Raw genomic sequence first — 20,070 nt, 5'->3', positions numbered from 1 at the left:
ATGCAGGCTACTTTTCATATCGTTTTGGTCACGTCCGGCCAGCCAGCACTTAATCCGCGTTTGGTAAAAGAAGCCGATGCTTTAACAACATCCGGGTATAAGGTTACAGTAATTTACCAGTACTGGAACGCTTGGGGAACAGAAATAGATCAACAAATACTTCCTGTAAAAAAATGGAACGCTATTCGTATTGGAGGCACTCCGGAAACACATAAAGCTTTATACTGGATAACAAGAGTTCGGCATAAAGCAGTAAAAATATTAATTAAGCTGGTCGGTTTTAAATACTGGCTTGCAGAAAGGTCATTAAGCAGGTGCACTTTCTTACTGTTAAAAGATGCATTGCGGCAACGTGCCGATTTATATATAGCACATAACCTGGCAGCTTTGCCGGTTGCAGTCATCGCAGCTAAAAAAAATAAAGCTAAATGTGGTTTTGATGCGGAGGATTTTCACCGAAATGAAATCACAAATAATCCGTACCACATGGATGTTCGGTTAAAAACTTTTCTGGAAGAAAAATACATTCCTAAGACTGATTATTTAACAGCCAGCAGCCCAGCTATTGCAGCACTTTATCAGCAGCTTTTCCCTTCAAAAAAAGCTGTTACCGTGCTTAATGCTTTTCCTGTGGTAAAAGAAGTATCGTTACCTGCTGTTAAAGCAGCGGAACCTTTAAAACTCTTCTGGTTTTCGCAAACTATTGGTTTAAACCGCGGTTTGCAGGATGTTTTATCCGCATTAAAATTTCTGGAAGATAAACAGATTGAACTGCATTTATTAGGTTTTATAGATAAAGAAACAAGAAAACAACTGGATATAATAATTCAGGAATTACAGTTCGCAAATAAGCCTAATATAGTTTTTCATCAACCCATTAACCCGGATAAAATACCACTTTTTGCTGCACAATTTGATGTTGGACTTGCGCTTGAACCTGGCTTTTCCCTCAATAACAACGTTGCCCTCAGCAATAAAATATTCACTTATTTACAAGCAGGACTTACGGTTGTTGCAAGTGATACAACAGCACAAAAACAATTTATAAATAAAAATCCAGCGTTAGGTTTTTGTTACGAAAAAGGAAACGGACAACAATTGACAGCTATTTTAAAACGCTTGATTAACGAACCAGGTTTATTACTACAAACAAAACAAGAAGCTTTTAAAGCTGCGCGCAACGATTTAAACTGGGAAACCGAAAGCCTGAAATTTTTAAAAGTTGTAGAAGAAACAATCGCTATTTGAAACGCGTTCTTATTATTTCACCTTATTTCCCTCCTTCTAATTTGGCTGACAGCCAAAGGATTAGAATGAGCTTGTCATTTTTTAAAGATTTTGGCTGGGAAGCAGAAGTAGTTTGTGTGGATGAAAAATATTCGGAAATACCGAAAGATGAATTGCTGCTGCAAAGCGTTCCGAAAAATGTGATCGTTCATCAGGTTAAAGCTTTTTCTAAAAAGTGGACTTCCAAATTCGGTTTGGGAAGCTTGGCTTTACGCTCGCTCTGGTTCTACCATAAAAAAGTGATGCTTCTTTTACCGGCAAAAAAATACGACCTGATTTATTTTTCTACAACAGAGTTTCCGGTTTGCGTTTTAGGCGCTTACTGGAAAAAACGTTTTGCTGTTCCTTATGTAATTGATATGCAGGATGCGTGGCATTCAACTTATTATCAGGATAAACCAAAAGAAGAACGTCCGCCAAAATACTGGTTTTCCTATCGTTTACACAAATATCTGGAACCAATTGCCATGAAAAAATGCGATGGTTTAATCAGCGTTTCTCCGGCTTATATCGATACTTTACAACAGCGTTATCCGCAGCTCAAAAACAAACCTGCTGCGGTAATTCCTTTTGGCGCTTTTGAAAAAGATTTTGAGATAGCCGAAAAAAACATAGCAACTTGTCCGCCGGCAATTCAATTCAACTCCGATAATTTTAATGTGGTTTATGTTGGCCGCGGAGGTGCAGATATGCAAACCGCAGTTCAACTACTTTTTTATGCCTTAAAAGAAGCATTGCAGGATGAAGCGGAAGTGTTCAGCAAACTTCATCTCTATTTTATCGGAACGAGTTATGCTCCCAAAGAATTAGCGAAACAGACTATATTTCCTCTCGCAATAAAATGCGGCGTAGAAAAACAGGTTACAGAAGTTACAGATCGCATCGGTTTTTACAGCACCATTAATACTTTGCTTGCTGCCGATGCTTTGTTTATTCCCGGTTCCAATGATCCTCAATATACGGCTTCAAAAATTTATCCTTATTTAATGGCGCAAAAACCTTTGCTGACTATTTTTCATCAGCAAAGCAGCGCCGTTCCAATTATCCGCTCTTGTTCCCCGCACAGTTCTGTTATTACTTTCCCGGACAATCCTGTTAAGGCAAAACAACAAGTCAGAGAAACTTTAAACCATTGGGCAAAATTTTCTACAACCAAAAATTCTCTTGACCGTAAAACATTTGAAGAATTTACGGCAAGGCAAATGGTGCGCAAGCAGGTAGAAATTTTTGAAGCAATAGTTAAAGGATGAAAAGGCTGGCAATCATCACCACACATCCTATTCAATATTATGCGCCTGTTTTTAGCCTGCTGCATCAGCAAAAAAAAATAGAGATCAAGGTTTTTTATACTTTGGGAGAAGCCGGATTAAAACAAACAGACCCTGGTTTTGGCAGAAGCATTAGCTGGGATATTCCATTGCTGCAAGGTTATCCGTACCAGTTTCAAAAAAATACAGCTAAAAATCCTGGTTCTGATCGTTTCCTGGGGATTAAAAACCCAGATCTGATCAAAGAAATTAAAAGCTGGAAAGCTGATGCCGTTTTGGTTTACGGCTGGGCATATCTTGCCCATTTAAAAGCAATTTGCTATTTTAAAGGAAAAATCCCTGTTTTTTTTCGCGGTGATTCTACTTTGTTAAACCGGCCTTCGGGATGGAAAGCTACTTTAAAAAACCTTTTTTTAAAATGGGTTTATAAACAGGTTGATCATGCTTTTTTTGTCGGCAAAAACAATAAGGATTATTTTAAAAAGTTTGGGTTGAAGCCATATCAGCTTACTTTTGCTCCTCACGCTATTGATAATGAGAGGTTTGCAGAAGATCGATCAGCAGAAGCAGCATCACTTCGACAAAAACTTGGAATTGAAGATGAAGGTATTTTAATCCTTTTTGCCGGAAAGTTCGAAGCTGTGAAAAATGCAGCTTTACTACTGGAAGGATTAGAAAGATTAAACCAGCAAAATACACATTTGCTGTTAGTTGGAAACGGGCCGCTGGAAAAAAAACTGCAGGCAAAAAAAAGGTTGCTAAAAACAGCATCGAACATTCATTTTCTGGATTTTCAGAACCAGTCTGCTATGCCATTTATTTATCAATCCTGCGATTTGTTTTGCCTTTCTTCGAACAGCGAAACCTGGGGCTTGGCCGTAAACGAAGCCATGGCTTGCGGAAAAGCAGTTTTAGTTTCTGATAAAGTTGGCTGTGCAGCAGATTTAGTTTTGGAAGAGGAAAACGGCGCAATTTTTCAATCGGGAAATGCAGATGATTTAACCCAAAAACTACAGTTTTTATGTCAGGATAAAGCTTTACTGAAGCAATACGGACAAGCTTCTGCCCAGATCATTAAAAACTGGAATTTTATAAACGCGGTAAAGGCCATGCAGGAAAAAATAGTAGCATATGCGTAATCCAATCCGTATTGAAAGATTTTTTGTGCTTTATCTTCCCTGGATATTTTCCTGGATTTTAAGCTCTTTTCCTCAAAGTTCCTATTTGGTTGCCTGGTCCGGGTCGTTTTTTATCTTTTTAATAACCATGACCGGATGGGTTAAACCAATACCAGCCGACCGGAATTTGGGCGAACAATTAATGCGGCCACTATTTTTAACGCAATTAATTTTTGCCGGTTATATGTGCTGCTCTACCATTTTTTATTACCTGGATACAATTGGTTATGAAAACTTCCATCTGTTAAACCACTTATTTAAACCCGATCCCAAAAAACTAATCCTGATTGCGCAATGTCAGCGTTATTACTGCCTCGGCCATGCTGTTTTTGTTTCCGGTATTTTGCTTTTTATGAATTATCCGGTTAAAAAAAAGTATATTTTACAAACGGTTAACCTTGCCGATCTGCTGCTTTACATCGCTGTTATTACGGTTCTGGTTTCGGCTTTTTTTGCTTTTGTTCCCGGTTTAGAGCAGGTTTCTACACAATTTACCGCTTTAAGCTTTATTGCAGCAACCCTGGCGCTGGCTTTTGCCATTCCGCTTCAGCAATTGCCTAACATTATTATTTCGGGCGTTCTTTTTTTGTTTAATTTTTACAAATCGTTTTTATCAGGATATAAAGAACCTATTATAGTAAGCTTGCTGGTACTGGCTATTTTCCTTTATCCGGTTTATAAACGTACCGTAACCTTTATTTTTGTGCCCTTGCTCCTGCTTATTTTTATGGTTTTGCCAACCTACAACCAGGTTTTTAGGCAAAACGCCTGGTCGGGAAACCTTTCTGCCGAAGCAGCTTCAAAAATTGCTTTAAACGCTGCTTTTGATAACTCAGAAGAAGTAAAATACAGCAACTGGGGCTTTTTGGTGTTCAGGTTGAGTGAGATTGATATGCTCATCAAATATCTTCAAACCACTCCTAAAACTGTTGATTTTTATGAAATGAAAATGATCAGCCAATCTGTTCAATCTTTAATACCACGTGTATTTTGGCCAAACAAACCAAACACAGAAGATCTGGTGATGAAACGTGTTTACAATGCCGGAATCGCTGCTGAAGGAATGAACGTTTCTGCCAAACCTGCGCTGATTGCCGATGCTTATCTGTTTGAAGGCGGAATTGGCATTTTCCTGATTTTATTTCTATATGGCGTTGTTGCCCAGCTTATTGCGTTAAAAGCAGAAAGCCTTTTTGGCGGATATATTTTAGGTACAGCTTTAATTTATTCGGGTTTGTTCCAGTTTTTATGGCGCGGCCTGAGTTTTGAATTTTTGCTAAACTCTGTTTTCTGGAGTTACATCACCATGCTGCTCATTGCCCGGTTCTTGTTTATCATCCGTATCCTTAAAAAAGCCGATTGAAAATTATCCAGATCAGTGCATCTTATAAACCTGCTGTAGTTTACGGCGGGCCAACCATGTCTGTTTCTAAACTAAGCGAAGAACTGGTTAAAAGCGGTTTGCAAGTGGAAGTATTAACCACATTAGCCAACGGTAAATCAGAACTTTCTTTTACTGCGGGAGCAATAACTTGGATTGAAGGCGTGGCAGTCCGCTTTTTTAAACGGCTTACCAAAGATCATTCTCATTTTTCTCCAGCCTTGTTAAAACATCTTTTTTTAGCAATTAAAAAAACAGATGAACCTTTGGTTATCCATATTCATGCCTGGTGGAACCTGGTTTCTGTTTTGGCTTGCCTGATCGCACAAATTAAAAAAGTGCCGGTTGTTTTATCGCCCAGAGGAACATTAAGCAGTTATTCTTTCGGCAATAAACATCATCTGGTTAAAAAATGGATGCATTTTTTAGCAGGCAAAAAATTACTTGCCAACTGCTGTTTCCACGTTACAAGTGAGCAGGAAAAACAGGAAATTCTCAGCCTCGTTCATCCAAAACAGATTAAAATAATCCCTAATTTTATCAGTCTTCCAGAACTTCCCCAACAAGTTTCAACTGATAAAACTACTCTACTGAAACTGCTTTTCTTATCGAGGATAGAAGCTAAAAAAGGCTTAGAAATTTTGCTGGAAGCTTTGGATAAAATCAGCTTTCCTTACTTATTAACGATTGCCGGGACCGGCGAACCGGAATACATCAACTCACTCAAAAAAATAGTGCATAAAAGAAGCATGGAAGCTTTTGTAAGTTGGATTGGATTTCAGGAATACGAAAATAAATTCAACGTATTGCAAGCACATGATTTGCTAGTCCTTCCTTCGTATAACGAAAACTTTGGCAATGTGGTAATCGAATCTTTGGCTGTTGGAACTGCAGTTTTAATCAGCAGCAATGTCGGGCTGGCAGCTTATGTTAACCGTAATTATTTAGGTTGGACGTTTGATAACCAGCCAAAAATGCTTAAGGAGCAATTGATAAAAATTAACAGTAACCGACAATGGCTTGATGAAATTCGCTTGCAATCTCCAAAGCAAATCCGACAGGATTTTGCGGACGGGCAGTTGGTTAAACAGTATTTGGAGTTATATCAGGCAGTAATTGCAACTGCTTAATCACTATAAAATGAGGCCGTATTCTTTCATCATTCTTACTTTTAATGAAGAAGTACATTTGCCGCGCTTGCTGCAATCTATCCAAACTTTAAATGCACCTGTTTTTATTTTGGATTCAGGAAGTACAGATGCAACTTTAACTATTTGTAAACAGTTTGATATTGTTACCGCTTCTCATCCTTTCAAAAACCATCCTAAACAATGGGACTTTGCACTTAAAAATTTCGACATCAAAACACCTTGGGTAATTTGTCTGGATGCCGATCAGCAGGTTTCTCCGGAGCTTCTTTTACGGCTGCAAAATTTTGAGGAGCAGCAATTTTCCGAAGTAAATGGCATCTACTTCAACCGAAAAAATTATTTTAAGGGAAGTTGGATCAAGCATGGCGGTTATTATCCGTTTTATCAGTTAAAAATGTTCCGGTATGATGTTGGTTTTTCTGATCTGAACGAGAATATGGACCATCGTTTTATTGCGCCCGGCAAAACGGTTATTTGGAAAGATGGCTATCTCCGCGAAGAAAATTTAAAAGAAAACCAGATCAGATTTTGGATCGATAAACATAACAATTACAGTGATTTATTAGCTTTTGAAGAAGTAGAACGTATGCAAAAAATCAGGCAGCAAACTTTAAAACCAAAGTTTGGAGGAACGCCCGATGAAAGAACAGCCTGGCTAAAAAATATCTGGTGGAAATTACCTCGCTACTGGCGCCCGCTGATATACTTCTTTTACCGGCTAATTATTCAACGCGGATTTTTGGACGGTAAAAAAGGCATTATCTTTCATTTTTTACAAGGATTTTGGTTCAGGCTGATGGTAGATGTAAAAATAGATGAATTGATGCAGAAGCAGGAACCAAATCAAAAAATTAAACAAATTTCATCTCAGAAACCAGCAATTAAATTCGCCTTTCATTTTTTGTTCTTATTTGCAATTTTCTATGGGTCCAACCTTTTTTATAACGGTTTAATGCAACCAGGCGGAAATTACAATGCTTTTTTATCGCAGCATTTTAACTATATCCAATGGCTCCGCAACTTTTTGCTCGATAGCAGTTCGGCAGGTTTGCAATTATTCGGATATCAAACCAAAATCAATAGTTACTCGCTGATGGCTGTTGGTTACAACAAAATTAACCTTGCGTATGATTGTTTGGGTTTGGGCGTGATGAGTTTTTTAACTGCATTTGCCCTAACTTTTCCAACAAAAATCAAATCCAGGATACAACTTTGGATTGGTTGTATAATTGGGTTTCAATTACTTAACATTTTACGTTTTATGCTGCTTGCTTTATATTGGAAAGGCGAAGAAATGGACAGGATTAACCACCATACTGTTTTTAACGGGATAATTTATGTATTAATTGCCCTAACATTATACTTCTTTATAGAAAAAAGTACGATAAAAGAAGCATGGCAAAGATGATTGGAAAAACAAATTTAGCAGAATATCAAAACCACAATTATCAGCCGGGGGCAAATTGGTTGAAACGTATTTTGTGGTTCTACATCAGTGCAATTATTTTTAAAACTTCTTTTTTCCCATCTTCAGGTTTCAAAGTTTTTTTACTGCGGATGTTTGGTTCGAAAATTGGAAAAAACGTTGTAGTCAGGCATCGGCTCAATATTAAATTCCCCTGGTTTTTAACCGTTGGCGATTTTAGCTGGATTGGGGAAGAAGTTTGGATCGACAACTTGGTTCCGGTAAAATTTGGTGCAAATGTTTGCTTGTCGCAAGGTGCAGTGCTGCTTACCGGCAATCATAATTATTCTAAAAAAAACTTTGATCTAATTACCGGTGGGATTTTTTTGGCAAATGGTGTTTGGATTGGCGCAAAAGCAATAGTTTGTCCGAATGTTTATGCTGATGAACATGCGGTTTTAGCTGCCGGAAGCATCGCTACCAAAAACATGGAAGCATATTTTGTTTACCAGGGAAACCCTGCGGTAAAGGTTAGAAAAAGACAAATTGAAGATTGAGTTTTTAGGTTGATAAAAACAGCATCTTAACTGTTTATCGCTTTCCAAAGCAAATCCTTCAACTCCATCAAACCTTTTTGCTGAACGGAAGAAATAAAAACAGCAGGAATATTTTTGGGCAATTCGCTTTTCATCTCCTGTTGCAGTTCTTCATCCAACAAATCAGCTTTAGTAACTGCCAGAACGCGGGGTTTCTGCATCAGTTCCGGATTGTATTCCTGCAGCTCGTTCAGTAAAATTTCGTATTCCTGGGTTAAAGTGCGATTTGTATCCGCAGGAATCATAAAAAGCAATACAGAATTACGCTCAATGTGCCGAAGGAAACGGAAACCCAATCCTTTTCCAGCAGAAGCGCCTTCAATAATTCCGGGAATATCGGCCATCACAAAAGATTTATTACCGCGATAAGCCACAATTCCTAAGTTTGGGACCAAAGTAGTAAAGGCATAATCAGCAATTTCCGGTTTGGCTGCGCTTACTACGGATAATAAAGTTGATTTTCCGGCATTCGGAAAACCCACCAAACCTACATCGGCCAATACTTTCAGCTCCAAAACGTTCCATTCTTCCTTTCCCGGTTCGCCGGGTTGTGCAAAACGTGGCGTTTGTTGGGTGGCCGATTTAAAATGCCAGTTTCCTAATCCGCCGCGGCCACCTTCGGTTAATATTTTGGTTTCCCCATCTTTGGTGATCTCGAATAAAACTTCACCTGTTTCTGCATTTTTGGCTATAGTTCCCAACGGAACTTCTAAAATTTCATCTTTCCCGCTTTTGCCGGTACTTGTTGAACTCCCACCTGATCCGCCGCTTTCAGCAATAACATGTTTTCGGAATTTAAGGTGAAGCATTGTCCACAACTGGGCGTTTCCTTTTACAATAATATGTCCGCCACGTCCGCCATCTCCTCCGTCTGGTCCGCCTGTTGCTGTATGTTTGTCCCGATGTAAATGTGCAGAACCAGCACCACCGTTACCAGACCGGCAACAGATTTTTACGTAATCGACAAAATTAGAACCCTGGGACATGTGGTTAATGGTTAATGGTTAATGGTTAATGGTTAATGGTTAATGGTTAAAGTAGAACAAACTTAGCTGCTGGAGTTTGCGGGATGTTGTATTTTTATATACAATAAAAGCAGCAAAGATGATTTTTGCTGCTTCTTTTATCAAATAAAATTAAGTCAGTCTTATAGGGCGTCAATTACTTTGCGTAAATCAGCAAAGATCGTATCAATATTACCGATTCCGTTCACCTTATCCAGTTTGCCCTGCGCTTCGTAATAAGGCAATACCTGTATCGTTTTTGTAAAATATTCGTCGATACGTTTTTTAAGTTTATCGGCCTCATCATCAGGTCGATTTGTTATTTTATGACGTTCAGCAATTCGTCGGGTTAACTCTTCCTGCGTCACATCCAAAGCAATTACCGCTGTAATTTTTTCGTTTATGCTGGATAAAAAAACGTCTAATGCTTCTGCTTGTGGCACGGTACGCGGAAAGCCATCAAAAATAAAACCTTTTGCACCTGGGTTTTTCTTAACTTCTTCTTCCAGCATCGCAATGGTAATATCATCCGGAACAAGTTTGCCGTCGGCCAATAACTGGCTTACTTCACGTCCTAATGCTGTTTGATTTTTAATATGCGCCCGAAAAATATCACCTGTAGAAATATGCACTAAGTGGTAATGGTCAATCAAATTTTGAGATTGTGTACCTTTTCCTGCACCCGGAGGGCCAAACAATACTAAATTAAGCATGTAATTTTCATTTAAAAAGCCTTCCTGGCAAATTACCAGAAAGGCTTTAATAGAGTGCACTTGTAGGGATTCGAACCCCAAACCTTCTCATCCGTAGTGAGATGCTCTATCCAATTGAGCTACAAGTGCTTTTTTAAACGGAATACAAAAATAGAATATCTTTTCAATCCTTTATAATTTTTTTAAAAATTCCTTTATCCGGCATTAATAACAATAAGATGGACGGTCCCGGCACTTTTCATAAACCTATGCCTATGCTTCTTTTATCCCATAAAAAACATTAAACTTTTTTAATCATACAAACAACAATTTTATAGTGCTAAAAGAAGCATCTTTCCCTGTCGAAATTACATAGTTTTAAGTATCCTTTTTACTTTATAAATAATTATAGGTTAACTGAGTATTTCTTTATAAAAGCTTTGCAATTTTAGCCTTTAAAATGTAGCTTTGCAATCCAAAAAAAGCCTAATAAAGCTTATATTAATTAAAACATATATGCCAAACATTGGAAAAATAGCACAAATTATCGGCCCCGTAGTTGACGTAAGTTTTGCAGATGATGCGCATTTGCCTAAAATTCTGGATGCACTGGAAATTATTAAAGATAACGGCCAAAAGGTTGTTTTAGAAGTTCAGCAGCATTTGGGTGAAGATCGTGTAAGAACAATTGCAATGGATTCTACCGACGGATTGTTACGCGGAATGCCAGTAACTGATACTAATTCGCCTATAAAAATGCCGGTTGGAGATCAGATTAAAGGACGATTATTCAATGTAGTTGGCGAAGCTATTGATGGCATTGGTACAATTGATAACTCTCAGGGTTATCCCATTCACAATGCACCTCCAAAATTTGAAGAATTATCTACAGAAACAGAAATTCTTTTTACAGGTATCAAAGTAATCGACCTTTTAGCACCTTATACCAAAGGTGGCAAAATCGGTTTGTTCGGCGGTGCCGGTGTAGGTAAAACGGTATTGATTATGGAGCTGGTTAACAACATTGCAAAAGCTTATGCAGGTTTATCTGTGTTTGCAGGTGTTGGCGAACGTACCCGTGAAGGAAACGATTTACTGCGTGAATTTATAGAATCAGGCGTAATTAATTATGGTGATGAATTTCTTCATTCCATGGAAAAAGGCGACTGGAACCTGCCGTCTGTAGATAAAGAAAAATTAAAAGAATCTAAAGCAACTTTGGTTTTCGGCCAGATGAACGAGCCTCCGGGCGCACGTGCACGTGTAGCTTTATCGGGTTTAACGGTTGCAGAATATTTTCGTGATGGCGAAGGCGAAGGACAAGGAAAAGACATTTTATTCTTCGTAGATAATATTTTCCGTTTTACACAAGCAGGTGCAGAAGTATCAGCTTTATTAGGCCGTATGCCGTCAGCCGTAGGTTACCAGCCTACTTTGGCAACCGAAATGGGTTTAATGCAGGAACGGATCACTTCTACCAAACGCGGTTCTATCACTTCCGTTCAGGCTGTTTATGTTCCTGCAGATGATTTAACCGATCCGGCGCCGGCAACAACTTTTGCCCACTTAGATGCTACTACGGTACTTTCCCGTAAAATTGCAGAGCTTGGAATTTATCCGGCTGTAGATCCATTGGATTCTGCTTCGCGTATCCTAAACAAAACGGTTTTAGGCGATGAACATTACAATACCGCACAACGCGTTAAAGAAACATTGCAGCGTTATAAAGAACTTCAGGATATCATCGCTATTTTAGGTATGGATGAGTTATCCGAAGAAGATAAATTAACCGTATCACGCGCCCGCCGTGTGCAACGTTTCTTATCCCAGCCGTTCCATGTGGCTGAACAATTTACCGGCTTAAAAGGAGTATTGGTTGATATCAAGGAAACGATCAAAGGCTTCAACATGATTATGGACGGCGAAGTGGATGAATATCCGGAAGCTGCCTTTAACTTAGTTGGAAGCATTGAAGAAGCGATTGAAAAAGGTAAAAAATTATTAGCTGAAGCAAACGATTAGTAATCAGGCGTGAGGTTTGGGATATCAGGTAAAAAACCTAAATTAACCTCATACCTCATACCTCATACCTATTATAAAATGACATTAGAAATCATCACCCCGGATAAAAAGTTTTTTGATGGAGAAGTTACTTCTGTAACCGTTCCCGGTTCTATGGGTTCTTTTGAAGTATTGAATAACCATGCCCCTATTATTTCTACGTTGGACCGTGGCAAAATCATTATCCGTACCAACGCTAAAACCCAAACTTTTTTTATTAAAGGTGGTGTTATAGAAGTGTTAAACAATAAAGTAATGCTTTTGGCCGAAGGTGTAGAAATACACTGATACTTCTTTTATCAGTATAAAACCTGGCCATTCAGTCAGGTTTTTTTTTGCCATTTTTTGAGCAGTTTTTCTGATTAATATCATATTTTAAGCAGAAAAACAGGCCCGCCAGGTTACCCTTACAAAAACATACCGAATACCAAAATCAACTTTGGTATAGTAGCATTAAAATTAAAAGTAATATATGCTTCTATTATTAAGTATATTATTCTTAAATTTCGTGTAAATTAAAAATAAAATATTTTTTCATTTTTTTTTAATTTAGTATTGGTAAAACTGCGGCAAGTGTCTACCTTACAAATAGTCAATAAAAATAACTGAACAGCAAATTTTCAATTTATTTCAGTTGAGATAATAATCAGGATATTTTTTGCAGAAAACAGATTGATAGAAAAATAAAAATATAAAGCCATTATCTAAACCAATGGAAAACATAGAAACAAAAGAAGCAGTAGAATTAAACCGTTATAGCAAAACCTTTACCCAAGACCCAACGCAACCTGCCGCGCAAGCAATGCTTTATGGCATTGGCTTAACCGATGAAGATATGCAAAAAGCACAGGTTGGTGTTGCAAGTATGGGTTACGATGGCAACACTTGTAATATGCACCTGAACGATTTGGCACAAATTGTAAAAAAAGGTATTTGGGAAGAAGATTTAGTTGGTTTAGTATTTAACACGATTGGCGTAAGCGATGGCATGAGCAACGGAACGGATGGTATGCGTTACTCTTTGGTCAGCCGCGATATCATTGCAGATTCCATTGAAGCGGTTTGTGGCGCACAGTATTATGATGCTGTAATTGCACTTCCAGGTTGCGATAAAAATATGCCTGGATCTGTTATGGCGATGGGCCGTTTAAACCGCCCTTCTATTATGGTTTATGGCGGAACAATTAAACCCGGCCATTATAAAGGGGAAGATTTAAACATCGTTTCTGCTTTTGAAGCTCTTGGTAAAAAGATTGCCGGACAAATTGATGATTTCGATTTTAAAGAAGTGATCAAAAATGCTTGTCCGGGTGCTGGCGCCTGCGGTGGTATTTATACCGCTAATACCATGGCTGCCGCTATCGAGGCTTTAGGCATGAGCTTGCCTTATTCCTCTTCCAATCCGGCAATCAGCCCGGAAAAAGATGCAGAATGTTTAGCTGCCGGAAAAGCAATTAAAATTTTACTGGAGAAAGATATTAAACCAAGCGATATCATGACACGCGAAGCATTTGAAAATGCTATCGTGTTGATCATGGTTTTAGGCGGATCAACCAATGCAGTTTTGCACTTAATTGCCATGGCAAAAAGTGTTGATGTACCTCTAACACAAGATGATTTCCAAACCATCAGCAATAAAATTCCGGTTTTGGCAGATATGAAGCCAAGTGGAAAATATATGATGGATGACCTGCATAACGTTGGCGGTGTGCCTGCAGTAATGAAGTATCTGCTTAACAAAGGATGGCTGCATGGCAATTGCTTAACGGTTACCGGAAAAACGATTGCCGAAAACCTGGAAAAAGTTCCGAAGCTAAGTTTCGAAACTCAAAAAATTATTCTTCCTGTAGAAAACCCAATTAAACAAACGGGGCACTTGCAAATTCTGTACGGCAATTTGGCAGAAGGCGGAAGTGTTGCCAAGATCACAGGAAAAGAAGGTGAACGCTTTGAAGGTCCGGCACGTGTTTTTGATGGTGAATTTGAATTGATCCATGGTATTCAAAGCGGCCGTGTAAAACCGGGAGATGTTGTGGTGATCAGAAATGTTGGGCCAAAAGGAGCACCCGGAATGCCGGAAATGCTCAAACCAACTTCGGCTATTTTTGGCGCTGGTTTAGGCAGCAGTGTTGCCTTAATTACGGATGGCCGCTTTAGCGGCGGTACACATGGTTTCGTGGTTGGACACATTACTCCGGAAGCTTTTGACGGCGGATTGATTGCCTTAGTAAAAGACGAAGACCGAATTGAAATCGATGCCATCAGCAGAAATATCAGCTTAATGGTTTCTGATGAAGAAATAGCAAACCGCCGTGCAAAATGGCAGCAACCTGCTTTAAAAGCAACAAAAGGCATCCTGTATAAATACGCTAAGCAAGTATCAACCGCAGCCGAAGGTTGTGTTACTGATTTATAAGAAATATACCGATAAAAGAAGCATAAAAAATTCTCTAAAAAAGATAAACCATTATGGAAATTGCACAAGAGGAATTATTGACCATCGTACCTGAAACAAAGAAAATCAAAGAAGTTTCAGGCTCTGTAGCATTGCTGGAAGGCCTGGTTGCTGAAGGTGTGGATACTATCTTTGGTTATCCTGGCGGTGCCATCATGCCAATTTATGATGCGCTATATGATTACAAAGAAAAGCTGAACCATATTTTGGTACGCCACGAGCAAGGTGGTATTCATGCCGGACAAGGTTATGCCCGTTCATCCGGAAAAGTGGGTGTTGTATTTGCAACCAGCGGACCGGGCGCAACGAACCTGATTACGGGTTTGGCTGATGCGCAGATAGACAGTACGCCTTTAGTTTGCATTACCGGCCAGGTTTTCGCGCATTTATTAGGAACAGATGCTTTTCAGGAAACGGATGTTATCAATATTACTACGCCAGTAACCAAATGGAATTATCAGGTAACTGATGCGAATGAAATTCCGGAAGTAATGGCAAAAGCTTTTCATATTGCCAAAAGTGGCCGTCCGGGACCGGTATTGATCGACATCACCAAAAATGCTCAAATACAGAAGTTTAATTTTGAAGGATATGTTAAATCAAACCATATCCGCAGCTATCGGCCAAAACCAATTGTTCGTAATGAATATATTGAACAAGCAGCCGAATTGATCAATCAGGCAAAAAAACCATTTGTAATCTGGGGGCAAGGTGTAATTTTAGGGAAAGCAGAAAAGGAGTTTCAGGCATTCATCGAAAAAGGAAATCTGCCTGCTGCGTGGACTATTTTAGGCGTTGGTGCAATTCCTACAGACCATGAATTAAACGTAGGCATGTTAGGAATGCACGGAAACTACGGCCCGAATGTATTAACAAACGAATGCGATGTTTTAATTGCTATCGGAATGCGTTTTGATGACCGCGTGACAGGCCGTTTAGATAAATACGCCAAGCAGGCAAAAATCATTCATTTAGATATTGATCCGGCTGAAATCGATAAAAACGTACAAACTACTGTACCGGTTTGGGGCGATTGTAAAGAAACACTTCCTTTATTAACCAAATTAATAGAAGAGAAAAAGCATACTGAATGGCTGCAAAAATTTAAAGAATATCAGCAAAAAGAGGTTAAAGCGGTAATTGATGCAGAACTGAACCCAACGGCCGGAGAGATGACTATGGGAGAAGTAATCAATCAGCTTAATATCTTAACCCAGGGAGAAGCAATTATTGTAACAGATGTTGGTCAGCATCAAATGGTTGCATGTCGGTATGCTAAGTTTAACAAAACACGCAGCAACGTTACCAGCGGCGGTTTAGGTACGATGGGATTTGCTTTGCCAGCAGCAATTGGTGCTAAATTTGGCGCACAAGACCGGACAGTTGTTGCGATAGCCGGAGATGGCGGTTTCCAGATGACGATCCAGGAACTTGGAACAATTATGCAATGCGGGATTGATGTTAAAATTCTTGTACTAAATAACCGCTTTTTAGGAATGGTGAGGCAATGGCAGGAGCTTTTTAACGAAAGGCGTTATTCTTTCGTTGATATCCAAAGTCCTGATTTTGTTAAAGTTGCTTCGGCTTACGGCATCGATGGAAAGTGTATCTCTGAAAGAGAAGAACTGCAAAATGCACTAAAAGAAATGCTGGAACATAAAGGCTCTTACCTGCTGGAAGTAATGGTAACCAAAGAAAACAATGTGTTCCCGATGGTGCCGCAAGGTTGCAGTGTTAGTGAAATCAGGCTAAAATAAGGGGAAAGCTGAAAGGAAAAAAGGTTAAAGGCCGATAACTTCTTAAAATTAAAGCTTAAAAACATTAAAAAATGGATATAAAAAAAGCGCAGGCTGCCAGCTCCCTCTCCTTTGGAGAGGGCCGGGCTGAGGCCAAGCAGGAGTATAATATAACGGTTTACACAGAAAACCAGATCGGTTTGCTTAACCGTATCGCGATCATTTTTACCCGTAGGAAAATCAATATTGAGAGCCTGAACACTTCTCCTTCCGAGATCGACAGCATTCATCGTTTTGATATTGTTTTAACTGAAACAGAAGATGTAGTGCGCAAACTGGCGCGCCAGATTGAAAAGCAGGTTGAGGTTTTAAAGGTTTACTATCACACTAATGACGAAATTATCTGGCAGGAAATGGCTTTGTACAAAGTTCCTACAGATACTATTGCCGAAAAGGTTTTAGTAGAACGCTTGCTGCGCGAACATGGCGCGCGCGCAGTTGTGATCCGTAAAGATTATACCGTTTTTGAAACTACCGGCCATCGTACCGAAACCGATAATTTGCTTTACGCGTTGCAACCTTTTGGCTTGATTGAATTTGTAAGAAGCGCGCGCATTGCCATTATCAAAAGCAGCGAAGGTTTTAACCGGAAACTGCGTGAATTTGAGCAACTGGAACCCGGACAGGAAGTGAGTGAAAATGAGTTTTTAAGCAAACGCGACAAGGTTTTTACCATGTAAAAGAAGCATGATGAAGGTACAAAGCATTACTCCTATTCTCCGGATTTTTGATTATGCCAAAGCAGTTGAATTTTATGTTAACTGGCTTGGTTTTAAAATTGACTGGGAACACCGGTTTGATGAAAACGCACCTTTATATATGCAGATTTCTGCGGAAGGGATCAAACTTCATTTAAGTGAACATCATGGCGATGGAACTCCGGGAACACATCTGCATATTAATTGTACCGGGTTGAAAGAGTATCACCAAAGTTTGATCAATAAAAATTACAAATATGGGCGGCCAGGTTTGGAAGAAACTTTTTACGAAACATGGAGCGTAACCGTTCACGATCCGTTTGGAAACCAATTGATATTTGACGAGAAGAAAATATAGCGATACTTCTTTTATCAACCTAAAATTAGTGTGGTAAAAGAAGCATTTATAAAATAATAATCAGATTAAAACAAACATTATAAATCAAAGCATCGGTGTAATCAACAAAATCGGTGTAATCACAAACAATTAAAAAAATGGCAAAATTAACTTTTGGCGGAACTGAAGAGAATGTAGTAACCCGCGAAGAATTTCCGTTAGCTAAAGCACAGGAAGTATTAAAAAACGAAACGGTAGCGGTAATTGGTTACGGTGTTCAAGGCCCTGGTCAGGCGCTCAATCAAAAAGACAACGGTATTAACGTAATTGTTGGTCAGCGTAAAAATTCAAAATCATGGGACAAAGCTGTTCGTGATGGTTTTGTTGAAGGCGAAACTTTGTTTGAAATTGAAGAAGCCTTAGAAAAAGGGACCATTATTTGCTACCTTTTAAGTGATGCGGCACAAATAAAATTGTGGCCAACGGTTCAAAAACATTTAAAACCAGGCAAAGCCTTATATTTTTCTCATGGTTTCGGGATTACTTTTAATGAGCAAACCGGCATCGTTCCGCCAAAAGATGTTGACGTATTTTTAGTGGCGCCAAAAGGTTCCGGAACTTCCTTGCGCCGCATGTTTTTACAAGGCCGCGGCTTAAATTCAAGCTACGCTATTTTCCAGGATGCAACCGGTAAGGCATTTGAGCGTGTAATTGCCTTAGGAATTGCCGTTGGAAGCGGTTACTTGTTTGAAACTGATTTCAAAAAAGAAGTTTACAGCGATTTAACCGGCGAACGCGGTACTTTAATGGGTTGTATCCAGGGAATTTTTGCTGCTCAATATGATGTTTTACGCAGCAAAGGGCACTCTCCTTCCGAAGCATTTAATGAAACGGTTGAAGAGTTAACCCAATCATTAATGCCATTGGTTGCAGAAAATGGCATGGACTGGATGTACGCCAATTGCTCAACCACAGCACAACGCGGCGCTCTGGACTGGTGGAAAAAATTCCGTGATGCAACCAAACCTGTTTTCGAAGAATTATATGAAAGCGTAGCAACAGGAAAAGAATCTCAACGTTCTATCGATTCTAACAGCCAACCGGATTACCGCGAAAAACTTGATGCTGAATTAGCAGAATTACGTGACAGCGAAATCTGGCAGGCTGGTAAAACAGTAAGAAGCCTTCGTCCTGAAAATCAGGAAGTAGAAGCATAAGAAGTTGTAGGTTGTAAGTTGCGGGTTGTAAGTTTTAGGGTGATAAAAGAAGCATAGCGCTGAAGTCAGCCAGAACTGGGAACCCGCAACCGACAACACAAAACTGAAAGAAAATGGGACAAACATTATTTGATAAAATCTGGGATGCGCATATAGTCAACCGTTCAGAAGGTTTTCCGGATGTTTTATATATTGATACGCATTTTATCCACGAAGTAACCAGTCCGCAGGCTTTTGATGGTTTGCGTGTACGTGGAATTCCGGTTTTTCGTCCGAAACAAACCGTTGCAACGGCAGATCATAACGTTCCAACCATTCATCAGGACCAACCGATACGCGAAGAACTTTCGCGCAAGCAAGTAGATATGCTGACCAAAAACTGTGCAGAATTTGGTGTAGAACTATACGGCCTCGGCCATCCATATCAGGGAATTGTACACGTAATCGGGCCAGAATTAGGCATAACCATTCCGGGAAAAACCATTGTTTGCGGTGATAGCCACACTTCAACACATGGCGCATTCGGAACGATTGCTTTTGGCATCGGCACTTCGCAGGTAGAACAGGTTTTAGCAACACAATGCCTCCTTCAATCTAAACCAAAACGAATGAAGATTGAAGTGAACGGAAAGTTACCGTTTGGCGTAGGCGCAAAAGATATTATCCTCTACATTATTTCTAAAATTTCTGCTGCCGGCGGCACGGGTTATTTTGTGGAATATGCAGGCGACACGATCAGAGGTTTGAGTATGGAAGGCCGGATGACGATCTGTAATATGAGCATCGAAATGGGTGCACGCGGCGGCATGATCGCTCCCGACCAAACTACTTTTGATTATGTAAAAGATAAAGAATTTGCACCAAAAGGCGAAGCTTGGGATAAAGCATTGGCATGGTGGAAAACGTTGTACTCTGACAAGGATGCTGTTTTTGACGAGGTTTTATATTTCAATGCAGCAGATATCGAACCAATGATCACCTACGGTACCAATCCGGGAATGGGCATTGGCATCACCCAAAATATACCTGCAAAAGAAGCATTGGAACAGCATGAGCAAAATTCTTATCAGAAAGCGCTCGATTACATGGCTTTGCAGGACAATACCGAAATCCTGGGCAAACCAATTGATTACGTTTTCATCGGCAGTTGTACCAATTCCCGTATTGAAGACTTACGCCAGGTTGCCGAGTTTGTAAAAGGAAGACATAAAGCGCCGCATGTTACCGCGTGGATTGTTCCAGGATCAAAACAAGTGCAATTACAGGCCATTGCAGAAGGATTGGACAAAGTATTTGAATCTGCAGGATTTTTTCTTCGCGAACCCGGTTGCAGCGCTTGTTTAGGAATGAATGAAGATAAAATTCCGGCAGGAAAATATTGTGTATCAACCTCAAACAGAAACTTTGAAGGAAGACAAGGGCCTAATGCACGTACGTTTTTGGCCAGTCCGCTTACGGCGGCAGCGGCGGCGGTTACGGGTAGGGTTACGGATGTTCGGGAAATGCTGTCTGAACCGGAATTTGTGGAATTTTAGAATTAGCAA

Annotated in this window: 17 protein-coding genes and 1 tRNA gene; 15 read left to right on the top strand and 3 right to left on the bottom strand. The window is 39.6% G+C overall.

Features of this window, described 5'->3' with window-relative positions:
* The 7 genes from GO621_RS03610 to GO621_RS03580 all read left to right on the top strand — a co-directional run bounded on the left by GO621_RS03610 (position 1) and on the right by GO621_RS03580 (position 8,227).
* Positions 1 to 1,248 (top strand): glycosyltransferase family protein, encoded by a 1,248-nt coding sequence (locus tag GO621_RS03610; RefSeq protein ID WP_157564279.1) that lies wholly within the window; start codon positions 1 to 3, stop codon positions 1,246 to 1,248.
* A gap of 65 nt (positions 1,249 to 1,313) precedes the next feature.
* Complete coding sequence (locus GO621_RS03605) at positions 1,314 to 2,537, top strand: glycosyltransferase (RefSeq protein WP_157564277.1); 1,224 nt, start codon at positions 1,314 to 1,316, stop codon at positions 2,535 to 2,537.
* Positions 2,534 to 3,694, top strand: coding sequence for a glycosyltransferase family 4 protein (locus tag GO621_RS03600; protein WP_157564275.1), 1,161 nt, complete (start codon positions 2,534 to 2,536; stop codon positions 3,692 to 3,694). Before GO621_RS03605 ends, GO621_RS03600 begins: the two co-directional genes overlap by 4 nt.
* Positions 3,687 to 5,096: an exosortase Y-associated Wzy-like protein gene (locus GO621_RS03595; protein ID WP_157564273.1), complete on the top strand. Its 1,410-nt coding sequence runs from the start codon at positions 3,687 to 3,689 to the stop codon at positions 5,094 to 5,096. The genes GO621_RS03600 and GO621_RS03595 overlap by 8 nt, the downstream gene beginning before the upstream one ends.
* Entirely contained in the window at positions 5,093 to 6,244 is a 1,152-nt protein-coding gene (locus tag GO621_RS03590) for an XrtY-associated glycosyltransferase XYAG1 (RefSeq protein WP_157564271.1), read from the top strand. The genes GO621_RS03595 and GO621_RS03590 overlap by 4 nt, the downstream gene beginning before the upstream one ends.
* 10 nt (positions 6,245 to 6,254) lie before the next feature.
* Positions 6,255 to 7,673 (top strand): exosortase Y, encoded by a 1,419-nt coding sequence (xrtY, locus tag GO621_RS03585; RefSeq protein WP_157564269.1) that lies wholly within the window; start codon positions 6,255 to 6,257, stop codon positions 7,671 to 7,673.
* Positions 7,661 to 8,227, top strand: a complete 567-nt coding sequence (locus GO621_RS03580; RefSeq protein ID WP_232335582.1) for a WcaF family extracellular polysaccharide biosynthesis acetyltransferase — start codon at positions 7,661 to 7,663, stop codon at positions 8,225 to 8,227. Before xrtY ends, GO621_RS03580 begins: the two co-directional genes overlap by 13 nt.
* Positions 8,228 to 8,253: 26 nt before the next feature.
* On the opposite strand, the gene obgE is transcribed toward GO621_RS03580, so the two are convergent.
* The 3 genes from obgE to GO621_RS03565 all read right to left on the bottom strand — a co-directional run bounded on the left by obgE (position 8,254) and on the right by GO621_RS03565 (position 10,112).
* Positions 8,254 to 9,252, bottom strand: a complete 999-nt coding sequence (gene obgE, locus GO621_RS03575; RefSeq protein WP_157564267.1) for a GTPase ObgE — start codon at positions 9,250 to 9,252, stop codon at positions 8,254 to 8,256.
* 161 nt (positions 9,253 to 9,413) lie between these two features.
* Positions 9,414 to 9,983, bottom strand: a complete 570-nt coding sequence (locus GO621_RS03570) for an adenylate kinase (protein ID WP_157564265.1) — start codon at positions 9,981 to 9,983, stop codon at positions 9,414 to 9,416.
* Between the two features lie 55 nt (positions 9,984 to 10,038).
* Positions 10,039 to 10,112, bottom strand: a tRNA-Arg gene (locus tag GO621_RS03565).
* Between the two features lie 366 nt (positions 10,113 to 10,478).
* Here GO621_RS03565 and atpD point away from each other — a divergent pair.
* From atpD to leuC, 8 genes are all read left to right on the top strand, one after another.
* A complete protein-coding gene (gene atpD, locus GO621_RS03560) occupies positions 10,479 to 11,984 on the top strand; it encodes a F0F1 ATP synthase subunit beta (RefSeq protein ID WP_157564263.1) in 1,506 nt (501 codons plus the stop codon).
* Between the two features lie 78 nt (positions 11,985 to 12,062).
* On the top strand, positions 12,063 to 12,311 hold the full coding sequence (atpC, locus tag GO621_RS03555) for an ATP synthase F1 subunit epsilon (protein ID WP_157564261.1): 249 nt from the start codon (positions 12,063 to 12,065) through the stop codon (positions 12,309 to 12,311).
* Between the two features lie 424 nt (positions 12,312 to 12,735).
* Positions 12,736 to 14,439, top strand: coding sequence for a dihydroxy-acid dehydratase (gene ilvD / locus GO621_RS03550; RefSeq protein WP_157564259.1), 1,704 nt, complete (start codon positions 12,736 to 12,738; stop codon positions 14,437 to 14,439).
* 53 nt (positions 14,440 to 14,492) lie between these two features.
* Positions 14,493 to 16,235, top strand: coding sequence for a biosynthetic-type acetolactate synthase large subunit (gene ilvB / locus GO621_RS03545; protein WP_157564257.1), 1,743 nt, complete (start codon positions 14,493 to 14,495; stop codon positions 16,233 to 16,235).
* A 71-nt stretch (positions 16,236 to 16,306) separates the two neighbouring features.
* The gene (gene ilvN / locus GO621_RS03540; RefSeq protein WP_157564255.1) at positions 16,307 to 16,954 is read left to right on the top strand and encodes an acetolactate synthase small subunit; all 648 of its coding nucleotides are present in this window, start codon (positions 16,307 to 16,309) and stop codon (positions 16,952 to 16,954) included.
* 7 nt (positions 16,955 to 16,961) lie between these two features.
* Complete coding sequence (locus tag GO621_RS03535) at positions 16,962 to 17,330, top strand: glyoxalase superfamily protein (RefSeq protein WP_198170118.1); 369 nt, start codon at positions 16,962 to 16,964, stop codon at positions 17,328 to 17,330.
* 137 nt (positions 17,331 to 17,467) lie between these two features.
* Positions 17,468 to 18,526: a ketol-acid reductoisomerase gene (gene ilvC, locus GO621_RS03530; protein WP_157564253.1), complete on the top strand. Its 1,059-nt coding sequence runs from the start codon at positions 17,468 to 17,470 to the stop codon at positions 18,524 to 18,526.
* A 113-nt stretch (positions 18,527 to 18,639) separates the two neighbouring features.
* Entirely contained in the window at positions 18,640 to 20,061 is a 1,422-nt protein-coding gene (gene leuC / locus GO621_RS03525; protein WP_157564250.1) for a 3-isopropylmalate dehydratase large subunit, read from the top strand.
* Positions 20,062 to 20,070 lie beyond the last annotated feature (9 nt).

Source organism: Mucilaginibacter arboris, assembly GCF_009754915.1.
Taxonomy (GTDB): domain Bacteria; phylum Bacteroidota; class Bacteroidia; order Sphingobacteriales; family Sphingobacteriaceae; genus Mucilaginibacter_A; species Mucilaginibacter_A arboris.
This window is presented reverse-complemented; position numbering and strand designations above follow the sequence as displayed.